This is a genomic window from Falsibacillus albus (assembly GCF_003668575.1).
GTDB classification, from domain to species: domain Bacteria; phylum Bacillota; class Bacilli; order Bacillales; family DSM-25281; genus Falsibacillus; species Falsibacillus albus.
This window is the reverse complement of the sequence record NZ_RCVZ01000018.1, coordinates 65,872-76,630: the sequence shown is the minus strand read 5'-3', so window position 1 is coordinate 76,630 and position 10,759 is coordinate 65,872. Positions and strand designations below refer to the sequence as shown.

Below are 10,759 nucleotides of genomic sequence, written 5' to 3'. Positions count from 1 at the left end.
GAATCAGAATGGGGAACAGGTGCCCGTCGTGAGGGGAAAGTGAAATAAAGGGAATCAGAATGGAGAACATAAAAGCTTTTTCTTTAGAAAAGAATGTATCCTTGCTGCAGCCCAAGAACTTGGATTGAAGGCACAGCCTCCAGTCGACTGGAGATGATTATGCAGGAGGCTGGCAACGCCCCCTTGTGAAACAAGACTGGGGGGGAACTTTTGATGAAATGGTTAGGACAAATTGAAGGAGTCCTGTTTACCCTAGCGAACTGGACCCTAATGGCTGCAGTTGTGCTAATTGGCATATATGTCCTATTTACGGAAGAAGGAAAGAGATTTAGAAAAGCAAAAAAAGAACAGAGAGCCTATTGAAAAAGGCCAATACAATTCAAAATTAAAAAAAGCAGGATTCATATTGATTGCAAACATATTTCCAATACTTTTTGTTCTAGGTTTGATCGCCCATTTCGCAACCACAACAAAATGATAGAGAAAGAGGCTTATCGAAAGTAGATAAGCCTCTTTTTTGCATATTTTTCTATTTTTACGTGAGCAAATAGGCTTGCTTTCATCAAGCATCAGCAAGTTAAGTAGAAATGGGCCATTGATTTAGCATTTGTTGAATTTTCAGGATACCTAATTTATTGATTTTGTTTATTTTTTTTGGGGTAAGCTTTATTCTTTTTGGCTTCTTTCCAAAGAATATGGTTGAGCATTTCGTTATTTGCATGATCAGCTTGAGAAAAATCAATGGATTTCGATTCTTCAGCCCCCACTGCGGTTTGGCTATTTGTCTTATCAATTGGATATCTCGGCTGTTCTACTTTAAACGGGTTATAAACTGGGTGATTTGTAAATGAATGCACCATTGGAATCGCAGACGCATCAAATTGTGACATTGGCTGCATACCAAGAATCATTTCCATTGTCTTAATCATGGAAGTCGTATCATAAAAGGTACTGTCTAACTTGCCTGTTTGCGTATACGGTGATACCACCAAGGATTCTGTACGATGAGCATCAATGTGGTCCCAGCCATTCTGTGCATCGTCTTCTGTAATGAAAATGGCGGTGTTTTTCCAATATGGCGAATGGCTGACCTTATCAACCAGCTTCCCAACTGCATAATCATTTTGTGCGACCATGGCCTCTGGTGTGAGTTTGCCAGGTGTGGTTCCGGCAGTATGGTCATTTGGCAACCGTACAATTTGAAGGTCTGGAAGATTCCCATGATCTACATAAGAGTTAAATTCTTTTTCCCATGCGTCATAACGTGTTAAATCTGATATATCAAGATTCCATCCGGGGAAGTTTGGATCATAGTCATTGCCGATAGAAGAATCCGTTGGAACCCATTTTCCTTTTTCTTCATCGTAATGAGTAAATTCGCCATAATCCCGGAAGCTAACACCTGAACGTTTAGCATTATTCCAAATATATCCTGCTTTCGGATAAGCTGCCTCATTAGATCCTTCAAAATCATAGTCGCGGTTTCGGTCGGAATAATTGGCCAGCCAATTTTTCTCCACATAATCATTAGACTTGGCTCCTGTTGCCCAGTTGTGCCCTTGAGCGCTAATTTCTGCATCTGCATAAAAATTATCCAGCGTAACAAATTGCTTCGACAGCTTGTGAATATTTGGAGTGATATTTTTGCCGAAGGTTGTTAGCTCAGCGTCGCCATTTCCCTTTCCTAAATCACCCAAAACTTGATCATACGTTCGATTTTCTTTTATTACATAGATTACGTGTTTAATAGGAGATGATTTTTGGTTAAAGTATTTTGGGATCGGCGAATTTGCTTGTTCTTCTCCTTTGCCTTCATTCTTCTCCGCTTTATAATAATCATTATTCTTATTGACTTCTTTCGTGTATTTTTTTAATTCATGATCATTCGGAATAGAGAGGTTAGATAAAGTTCCTTTCATCATGTTGCCGATGTACTGTCCTTGTGCATTTGGCCCTGCACCGAGACCCTTCGCATTCATGACCATGAGTTCATTCTCTTTTTGATCAATATACACACCGGTTGGATACCAAGCCGTTGGAATTAACCCTTTCATTTTTGCTTTGTCACCAGAAAGATCAATGGCCGCAACATCATTGTTCCCTGCATTCGCTGCATAAAGAGTTTTTCCGTCTTTACTTACAGTTAGTGAATCAGGCTGGCTGCCGGTTGGAACTTCCTCAGATGGCTTTACAGAAAAGGTTTGCTCAACTGAAAGGGATTCAGGATTGATAAATGAGATGCTGTCACTATCAGAGTTTGATACATAGATGGTTCCAGTTTTCTCATTTTGAGCAATCGCATTCGGATGGAGTCCGGTACGAATGGTTTTAATCACATCCATTGTTTTCGGGTTAAGAACGGATACGCTGCTTTCACCCCAATTGGATACAAACAATTGTTTTCCATCTTTACTGAGAAATGCAGTGTAAGGATTTTTACCGACGCTTGTCGTTTTTATTACTTTTTGTGTTTTTGTATTAATTTTTGAAACGGTATGATCCAGGTTGTTTGCAACAAAAAGCTGTTTCCCGTCTTGAGAGATTGCCAGACCAGCTGGGTAAGGATTTTTCTGTGTATCCTGGTTTAAAGAGATGGCCTTTTTCTCAGTGAGCCTCCCCTCATTAAAGTCAAAGGTCCGTATTTCATTATTTCCTCCACCTGATGCATAAAGCTTATGTCCATCTGGACTGAATACAACACCTAGATACAAGGCTTGAGGCGAATTGAACGAAAGAGTTTGTACGATTTTCTCTGTCTGTGTATCAATGACTTGCAGTGATTGCTCCCCTTGACCGTCATTCGAGACAACAAGAAACTGGCCATCAGGGCTTAGAACTCCTCCCATAGGGAAATCTCCAAGTGTAAGTTGTGTGCCGGCAGGTGTCAATTTCCAATCATGTGAAGTAATGCCGCTTACATCGGAAGTCGGCCCTGCTACATCATGATGACCTGCATAGGCAATTGTTGAAGAACCAATTACAAGTGTCGTCAATGCTGCTCCTAACCATTTCTTTTTGTTCACCTTCTTCACGCTCCTATCCTGTAATCTTTATTGTTGAACAATGCCAATTATAGGCTGGTGAATTTAAGGAAGATTAAAATTTGTGCGACAATTAAACAAAGAAAAATCACCCTTTTGTCAGAGGACTTTCGGTGATACTTTCCAGAATTCGAAGAGATTCCTCATAAAGGACCATTCGTATTTCCCCTTGAAATAAATTGAAGTAATGGTCCATGGGTATTATTGTAAATAGAGTGTAAAATTAAATGGATAGGAAATTTTTTATGATCACCTTGTTTAAAGTCCAGTTTTAGCAGAGCCTAGAATGAACACACTTATGTAAAATGAAGGCTGTTTTCGCAATCTTAGTTGTTTTTATGCAAGCAAAATTGCCTCTCTTTCCGTGGGGAATCCGCGATTCTCCTTAATCGCGGATTTTTAATCTTGTTTCTTCAAATAGCCAAAACCTTTAAAAAGGATAATAATCCTCTTTAAACATGAATTGTAAATATTTCATGCCTTTTTTTGCTTACCTCGCCGCTGGACCGTTGGCAGGGAAAATGACCGGACATTGAGGAGGGACGATTGGTGCTGGACATTGTTCGTTGATGATGTCCCGAGGCTGGCAGAATTCTGCTTCAAGTTCGATCGTTACATCAGCAAATGTCTGTACTGATTGGCAAATAGTGAGATAAACATCGACTGAGGTAACTTCGGCGTCGAAACAATTCAAACGAGTCCGGCATTTGAACTCAGTCAACCGGACAAGCAAGTCTGTACCGTCTGGCGCACATAAGAAGGCGGATTCCGGGATTTCAAACAGGATCGGAGCGCTTCTTAAAAGGAATGGGGTGACTCCGTTATTTCCTGTAAATTCCAATACAATATAAAAAGATTTAACCCATGAAACATCCTGAAGCGTTACAACCGCTCCATCCACCATAAACTGCCGGGATTCCCTTGTCCCGATTTCTTGAATAGAAACCGCATTCGGAGAAGAAAGGGAAACCGGTGTACCGGATGAATCGGTTAAAACACAAGTTGTCACTAAGTTACTTACTTCAGGAGAACAAGGGTTGAAACCTGATGCCGGTAGATCTAATTCTAATGCTGTCACTCTTCTTGATTCACTGGATTGTAAAATGACCCAGTCATAAATTTTTTCTGCATTGATACACAAAAGCTCTTGAGCACCGCGTAATGGCTGTGCCTGCATAACACTCTCCACCTTTCAAAAATATACTTCGTCTTAATAAAGTATGAAAAAATAATGCCGTTGTCCTAGGTCAACAGTTCATTTTTAAAAGAAATAAGCAAAAGCCCATGGAATAGAGACTGGCCATTAACAACTGCCAGCAATGAAATGGAGTGGAGTATGTTGGTCAGAGTGTGTAAAAATTCAAACAAAGGAGACGATGCTCGGTGCTAAAATGGGAGGGATCAACAGCCGTGTGCCTTAATGTACATGGCGAAGTGTTAATGGTGCTTCAAGGAAAGCCAGAGGAATCAAAAACATGGTCCGTTCCGACAGGCGGGAGAGATACAGGCGAATCGTTCGAAGCGTGCTGTGTCCGGGAAGTTGAGGAAGAAACAGGCTATAAGGTTGATATCGTGGATAAGATCAAAATTAAGACTGGAACATACGAGGAACTTCAAGTCACATATGAAGCGCATTATTTCGCTGTGAAGGTTGTTGGGGGAGAACGGAAAATTCAAGACCCCGATCAATTAATCTATGATATCGCCTGGAAATCGATTAATGATCTTGTGGAACTTGAATTAACATTTCCAGAGGATAGATGCTTCCTGATTGATTTTATAAAAAATATTTCTGCATAACGAGAAATGAAACCATCGTATTGCGCTGACCGTATTGTAAAAAAAACCTTCCCCCTTGGTTAATCACAGCCCTGAATGAACGTGTAAAAAAATGAAACCAAAATTTGTTAAATCCGTATAAAGTATTATACGAAAATTAATCGGTCAAATAGGATGAGTTTAATACAAACCAAAGGGGGAAGGAAAATGGGACGAATTTTGTTGAAATGGGCATCACTCTTGCTTGCGTTATGTATGTTGGCAGGGGTGGCAGCGGGCTGCTCTGAAGCCACAGCTAAAAATGAAGACGAGACGGCATCCATCAAAGCATACCTCAAAAATGAATTCAATGGACCAGACCAAGAGACGAAGAAGATGCTCGATGATTTTGGTAAAACGGAAGGTGGCGGGAAAGAGTTCAAAGAATACCTTGAAAAACATTACAAGCCTTATGTACAGAACGAAAAGTATAAGGATTTTGTTAATATGTATGCACTTGTGTGGCTCCGTAAGGCTTATGGAGGAGGCTATCAAATGAAAGTGAAGGATATGGACATCCAAAAAACGGATGATGCCAATGACACTGCCTACACCTTCACGCTTCATGTCGACTATCATAAAGAAGATGAAAAGGCCAAGACCGCCAAAGTGACAGGACTCATCAACCTTGATAAGGACGATAAAATATCCCGGATCCGAAACCTGGACGACGGTGGATTGCTACAAGCGATGACGTCAAATGGCAACTAACAAAAATTGTTGATCTAACACGGGCGTATTCTCAATAGGGATGCGTCTTTTTTATTAAGACTAACTTCTTAAGAGTGGTTGTTTTTAAGAGTGGTTCTAAAAAAAATCATCATATGGTGTTGATTGGAGCGGAAGTTGAGACCCCGCAGTGAAGCGAAGAGAGATTAGGTGGATGTTCGATTCAGTTCGGAGTGTCCTCAAAAAAATGCCAGAGAAAGAGGCTTATCCAAAGCATGATAAGCCTCTTTCTTAAAGGAAAATGCACAAAAATTTCTCCATTTTTTCGATGTGGTAGATTGATTACAGTTTTTGTTATCTTGCCGCTGGACCGTTGGCGGGGAAAATGACCGGACATTGAGGAGGGACGATTGGTGCAGGACATTGTTCGTTGATGATGTCCCGAGGCTGGCAGAATTCTGCTTCTAACTCTATTGTCACATTGGCAAATGTCTGTACAGACTGGCAGAGGTTGATAAAGACATCGATGGAAGCGGTATTCCTGCCTAAACATCTAAAACGAGTACGGCAATCGAATTCAGTAATCCGAACCAGCAAGTCTGTTCCGTCCGGCGCACATAAGAAGGCGGATTCCGGGATTTCAAACAGGACAGGCTGACTTCTAAAAAGGAACGGGGTGGTTCCTTGAATTCCCGTAGTTTCCACTACAATATAAAAAGATTTGATCCAAGATACATCCTGAAGCGTTACAACCGCTCCATCCACCATAAACTGCCGAGATTCCCTTGTCCCGATTTCTTGAATAGAAACTGCATCCGGAGAAGAAAGGGAAACCGGCGTGCCGGATGAATCGGTTAAAACACAAGTTGTGACAAGATTTGTTACTCCAGAAGCACAAGGACTGAAACCTTCTGCCGGAAATATTTCTATCACAGTTTGTGAATCACTGGATTGAAGAATCACCCAGTCATAGATTTTTTCTGCATTGATACACAAAAGCTCTTGAGCACCGCGTAATGGCTGTGCCTGCATAACATTCTCCACCTTTCAAAACATACTTCGTCTTAATAAAATATGAAAATCAGAACTTTTTGTCCCTGGTCAAAAGTTTAATTTAAATGAATTAGGCGAGAACATTTTAGAGTTTGCGAATGTATAAGCGTTTTGAAATAATTGGTAATGTACACCCGATATAAACTTAGGAGGCTATATGGTTTTTCAAAAATTTTTAGTAGAACAAGGAACAGATGAAATAAACAAAAGAGTGAACCATCGAATCGCAGTGAAAGCGGTGATCTATAAAAATGACAAACTTCTTTTAATCCATACGAACAGAGGAGATTATAAATTCCCCGGCGGAGGTGTGGAAGAAAAAGAAAGCCATCATGAGGCACTGACTCGGGAAATAGCTGAAGAAACCGGGTATGTCCACTGCACGGTCAAAGACAAATTGGGAAAAGTTGTGGAAAGAAAACAGGATGAATTTGACGAAGGGGCCATCTTCCAAATGACGTCACACTATTATTTATGTGAATTGGAGGATGAAGAGAGGTACCCGCTCCAATTGGATGATTATGAGGAAGAACAGGAATTTTGCCCGATATGGGTCTCGATCGATGAAGCGATTGAGCAGAATGACAAACTAAAAATCCAGCTCGTAAAAAATGGATGGATTAAAAGAGAGAATGCTGTTTTGAAGGAACTAAAAGAAGTATATATAAACAATGTGAAAAGGAGACCTAGATGATAGATCATATTATCAATAACTTTGAAGAATACGATGATCCGATTTTGTATGATTTGGAGAATGAACATTATAAAAATGGGGTGCCTTCAGAAATCAGTACGCAGCATATGGAATGAATTATTTTTTAAAAGATCATTAAACAAGGGGGATTCAAATGGAGAACGAAATGCTTGCAATCGATACATGGATTCAGAAGAAAAGTAAAGAACATAATCTGTCCGGAGTCGTTTATTTGAAACAAGATAAGCAAGTATTATCGAAATCTGCTTTCGGTTTTGCCAATAGGGCTGAAGAACAAATGAACACTGTGGATACTCGGTTTGGGATTGCTTCCGGCTGCAAGTTGTTCACTGCGGTTGGCATATGCCAGCTGGTGGAGAAAGGAATCCTCACATTTGAGACATTGCTGGTGGACTGCCTGGACATCGATTTTCCTCACTTTGACAAAAGAATCACCGTTCATCAATTATTGACGCACACCTCAGGAGTCCCAGACTATTTTGACGAAGAAATAATGGAGGACTTTGAGGATTTGTGGAAGACATGTCCAGTATATCAAATGAAAGAGCCGATTGATTTCTTGCCGCTTTTTCAAACGAAAGAAATGATGTTTCAGCCTGGAGAAAAGTTTCATTACAACAATGCCGGCTATATTCTATTAGGATTGATTATCGAGCAGCAGACCGGCAAGAACTTCTCGGAATTTATTGAATCTGAAATATTTTGCCGGTGCGGGATGATGGACTCTGGTTATTTTTCAATGGATCAACTTCCGAAAAACACGGCTTTGGGCTATATCGAGGACAAAGGAAGCGGTGCTTTGAGAACGAACATATTCGCTGTGCCTATGAAAGGCGGGGCAGATGGCGGGGCATATGTCACCGCGCTGGACATGATGGAGTTTTGGGAAGCATTGTTTGATTTTCGACTCGTTAATGAAAAGTTAACTTCTTTGATAGTGAGTCCTCTCGTTCAAGTCAAAGATGAAGTCGACTATGGCTACGGGATATGGATCAATAAAAGAAACAACCGTATTTTTAAGTATCACGTGATGGGCTACGATCCAGGCGTTAACTTCAGGTCATCTGTGTATCCTGAGCTAGGTATCAAATTAGCACTTCCATGCAACAGTGAAACAGGAGCATTCGAATTGACGAAATCCATTGAAGAGTACATAGATAAAAATTGGGGATCGGGAGGAATCATATGAATGACATGCAGAAAATCCATAATGAACTGAATCATATCATCACAACCATCCAACCTGAGGAGCGATTCATCCTCGCCATTGACGGCTTGAGCCGTGCCGGGAAGACGACTCTTGTTACACAGTTAAGCAGACTTTTACAAAAAGAAGAGATTGGATTTCAGGTCTTTCATATCGACGACCACATTGTGGACCGAAATAAGAGGTATGGAACAGGATTCGAGGAATGGTACGAATATTATCAATTGCAGTGGGATGTCGGGTGGCTGAAGAGTGAATTTTTCAATCAGCTTAAGTCAGCTCCTGAATTAACACTGCCATTCTACAATACTGATACCCATTCCCAGGTATTCCGGTCAGTTGCATTGCCTGAATCCGGGTTGATCCTCGTAGAAGGCATCTTCCTTCAACGAACGGAATGGCGAGGTATGTTTGATAAGGTGATATTTTTAGATTGTCCTAGGGAAAAAAGGTTCGACCGTGAGACAGAAGAAACGAAACAGAACATCATAAAGTTTGAAAATCGCTACTGGAAGGCAGAGGAGTATTATGTGAAAACGATAAATCCTGCAGGAAAAGCGGACTTGGTGGTAGGGACTTAAAAAGGCTTGATTAATAATGATATTGAGCTGTCAGTTTCTTTGATAGGGATCCTTTTTTCACCAATGTCCATAACTGATAGGTGATTGAAACGTAATCGTCATTTAAATTATTTACTGCAAAAATTTGTTTCGAGTGTGATCTTCCTTCAATTTTTACCTCAATCCTTTTCTGGTTTACTTCATAGCCTTTAAATGTACCGAAATTCCCGACATATCCATCTTTCGCGCCATTCATTGCATAGTAGATCAAATCCTCCTGTTTCCAATCAATCGAATGGTCCATGGAGGCGACCCTCTGTCCTTGTTCTACATACTCTTTGGAAAAAGTCTCCCAATCTTCTTTGTTTGTAAAAATGATCAGCTTTGCCGGTGGAGCATTTGAATCCTTATTGACGATAAAGCCTTGAAAATAAATGGAGTAGTCGATATCCGTTTTTTCCATAATATCTTTGGATGAACAGCCTGCCATCACCGTCATCATAAAAAGGAATAATACAAACTTTAAGATAGCTTTCATCGTTTCCTCCTTTATAAGGTAATTTCCTCTTTTTTCTAATTATTGAAGCATCAAAGTTCAATTGTCAATGTGAATAAAAAGAAAAATTTGGAAACATTTTCGCATGCTGCTCCGTCTATACAAAGAAGAATATTGAAAAAAGTAGTATAGGAGAACTTGATATGAAGAAATTTAGAGGCGTCTATCTCTGCCTTTTAATACTGCTAATTGCCGGCTGCAGTTCGCAAAAAGCTGAAATGAAAGTAAGCTCATCAAAAACAGAAATTCAATTTCATGACCGTGCATTTGAAAGTGAAGTAAGGTCGATTTTAGGAAAAAGAAATGGGACGCTGTCAAAAGAAGAATTGGATGGGGTTAAAGAATTCAATGGCAATGGCAAGATCCTGAGCTATCAAGATTTAACGTATCTAAAAAATGTAAAGAAGCTGGTTCTCCCTTCAGGTGCCAAAAACATTGAAGCTGTTGAAGGTTTGAATCATTTAGAAGAGCTGCACATGAGCCCGGACCATGATCAACTGGATTTGATAAAATCGATTTTACGCAAGAAGGACACTTTAAGGAGTCTGTGGTTAGTCAATAGTAATCTTGGAAAATACGATTTTTTGAATGGGTTGGAAAATCTCGAAGAAGTTCACATTAGCGGCGATATCTCCCTAACGCAGGTTCCGGAATGGCCAAAATTGAAAAAATTAAAGGTTCTACATTTAGACAGCGATGGTATCCGTAATATTCAACATGTGGCGCTATACCCCGCGCTATCCAACTTGAGTTTGGCATACAACCATGTCAAAGACATTTCCCCTTTAATGGCACTGGGGGACGTGGAATACATTAATCTAAGCTATAACCAAATCAATGACATTTCTTCGTTGGAAAGTTTGAATAAGTTGAGGGGCATTGATTTACAGCATAATCAAGTACGAGATCTTTCTGCACTTGAACATAAGGATCAAATTGAAGACCTTCAGCTCGCTTCCAATCAAATCATCGACGCAAGTCCCGTAACCACATTACCGGCGATTAAAAGACTGTACATCTTTGACAATCCTTTATCACCTCCATCCAACGAAATGCTTAAAAAAATGAAGCAAGAACATACATCTATTTTTTACGAAAACGAGCACTCGTGATAATAGTTTCCCTTTTAAAAATGTGTAA

The 10,759-nt window shown here is 40.1% G+C and carries 11 protein-coding genes; 7 read left to right on the top strand and 4 right to left on the bottom strand.

Going from position 1 to position 10,759, the window contains the following annotated elements:
* The first annotated feature begins 213 nt into the window (after positions 1-213).
* On the top strand, positions 214-363 hold the full coding sequence (locus D9X91_RS22625; protein ID WP_158598375.1) for a hypothetical protein: 150 nt from the start codon (positions 214-216) through the stop codon (positions 361-363).
* Between the two features lie 269 nt (positions 364-632).
* On the opposite strand, the gene D9X91_RS19465 is transcribed toward D9X91_RS22625, so the two are convergent.
* Both D9X91_RS19465 and D9X91_RS19460 read right to left on the bottom strand, forming a co-directional pair.
* The gene (locus tag D9X91_RS19465; RefSeq protein WP_121682316.1) at positions 633-3,023 is read right to left on the bottom strand and encodes a bifunctional YncE family protein/alkaline phosphatase family protein; all 2,391 of its coding nucleotides are present in this window, start codon (positions 3,021-3,023) and stop codon (positions 633-635) included.
* Positions 3,024-3,531: 508 nt separating this feature from the next.
* Positions 3,532-4,218, bottom strand: a complete 687-nt coding sequence (locus D9X91_RS19460; RefSeq protein ID WP_121682315.1) for a BMQ_0737 family morphogenetic spore coat protein — start codon at positions 4,216-4,218, stop codon at positions 3,532-3,534.
* Between the two features lie 206 nt (positions 4,219-4,424).
* Between D9X91_RS19460 and D9X91_RS19455 the strand changes: the two genes are divergently transcribed.
* Both D9X91_RS19455 and D9X91_RS19450 read left to right on the top strand, forming a co-directional pair.
* Positions 4,425-4,841, top strand: a complete 417-nt coding sequence (locus D9X91_RS19455; protein ID WP_121682314.1) for an NUDIX hydrolase — start codon at positions 4,425-4,427, stop codon at positions 4,839-4,841.
* 186 nt (positions 4,842-5,027) lie between these two features.
* Positions 5,028-5,570: a hypothetical protein gene (locus D9X91_RS19450; RefSeq protein WP_121682313.1), complete on the top strand. Its 543-nt coding sequence runs from the start codon at positions 5,028-5,030 to the stop codon at positions 5,568-5,570.
* Between the two features lie 312 nt (positions 5,571-5,882).
* Here D9X91_RS19450 and D9X91_RS19445 read toward each other — a convergent pair whose 3' ends face one another.
* On the bottom strand, positions 5,883-6,560 hold the full coding sequence (locus tag D9X91_RS19445; protein WP_121682312.1) for a BMQ_0737 family morphogenetic spore coat protein: 678 nt from the start codon (positions 6,558-6,560) through the stop codon (positions 5,883-5,885).
* Positions 6,561-6,738: 178 nt separating this feature from the next.
* Between D9X91_RS19445 and D9X91_RS19440 the strand changes: the two genes are divergently transcribed.
* The 3 genes from D9X91_RS19440 (at position 6,739) to D9X91_RS19430 (ending at position 9,084) form a co-directional block, all read left to right on the top strand.
* On the top strand, positions 6,739-7,275 hold the full coding sequence (locus D9X91_RS19440) for an NUDIX domain-containing protein (protein ID WP_121682311.1): 537 nt from the start codon (positions 6,739-6,741) through the stop codon (positions 7,273-7,275).
* A gap of 154 nt (positions 7,276-7,429) precedes the next feature.
* Positions 7,430-8,485 (top strand): serine hydrolase domain-containing protein, encoded by a 1,056-nt coding sequence (locus D9X91_RS19435; RefSeq protein WP_407644211.1) that lies wholly within the window; start codon positions 7,430-7,432, stop codon positions 8,483-8,485.
* 5 nt (positions 8,486-8,490) lie between these two features.
* Complete coding sequence (locus D9X91_RS19430; protein ID WP_121682324.1) at positions 8,491-9,084, top strand: kinase; 594 nt, start codon at positions 8,491-8,493, stop codon at positions 9,082-9,084.
* 10 nt (positions 9,085-9,094) lie between these two features.
* On the opposite strand, the gene D9X91_RS19425 is transcribed toward D9X91_RS19430, so the two are convergent.
* Positions 9,095-9,601 (bottom strand): hypothetical protein, encoded by a 507-nt coding sequence (locus D9X91_RS19425; protein ID WP_121682310.1) that lies wholly within the window; start codon positions 9,599-9,601, stop codon positions 9,095-9,097.
* 161 nt (positions 9,602-9,762) lie between these two features.
* On the opposite strand from D9X91_RS19425, the gene D9X91_RS19420 reads away from it, so the two are divergent.
* On the top strand, positions 9,763-10,731 hold the full coding sequence (locus D9X91_RS19420; protein WP_121682309.1) for a leucine-rich repeat domain-containing protein: 969 nt from the start codon (positions 9,763-9,765) through the stop codon (positions 10,729-10,731).
* The last annotated feature ends 28 nt before the right edge of the window (positions 10,732-10,759 follow it).

Excerpts from the sequence above, each read along its gene's own strand:
- D9X91_RS19425 (WP_121682310.1), bottom strand. The coding sequence starts at position 9,601 with ATGAAAGCTATCTTAAAGTTTGTATTATTCCTTTTTATGATGACGGTG.
- D9X91_RS22625 (WP_158598375.1), top strand. The coding sequence starts at position 214 with ATGAAATGGTTAGGACAAATTGAAGGAGTCCTGTTTACCCTAGCGAAC.
- D9X91_RS19435 (WP_407644211.1), top strand. The coding sequence starts at position 7,430 with ATGGAGAACGAAATGCTTGCAATCGATACATGGATTCAGAAGAAAAGT.
- D9X91_RS19450 (WP_121682313.1), top strand. The coding sequence starts at position 5,028 with ATGGGACGAATTTTGTTGAAATGGGCATCACTCTTGCTTGCGTTATGT.
- D9X91_RS19445 (WP_121682312.1), bottom strand. The coding sequence starts at position 6,560 with ATGCAGGCACAGCCATTACGCGGTGCTCAAGAGCTTTTGTGTATCAAT.
- D9X91_RS19420 (WP_121682309.1), top strand. The coding sequence starts at position 9,763 with ATGAAGAAATTTAGAGGCGTCTATCTCTGCCTTTTAATACTGCTAATT.
- D9X91_RS19430 (WP_121682324.1), top strand. The coding sequence starts at position 8,491 with ATGCAGAAAATCCATAATGAACTGAATCATATCATCACAACCATCCAA.
- D9X91_RS19460 (WP_121682315.1), bottom strand. The coding sequence starts at position 4,218 with ATGCAGGCACAGCCATTACGCGGTGCTCAAGAGCTTTTGTGTATCAAT.
- D9X91_RS19440 (WP_121682311.1), top strand. The coding sequence starts at position 6,739 with ATGGTTTTTCAAAAATTTTTAGTAGAACAAGGAACAGATGAAATAAAC.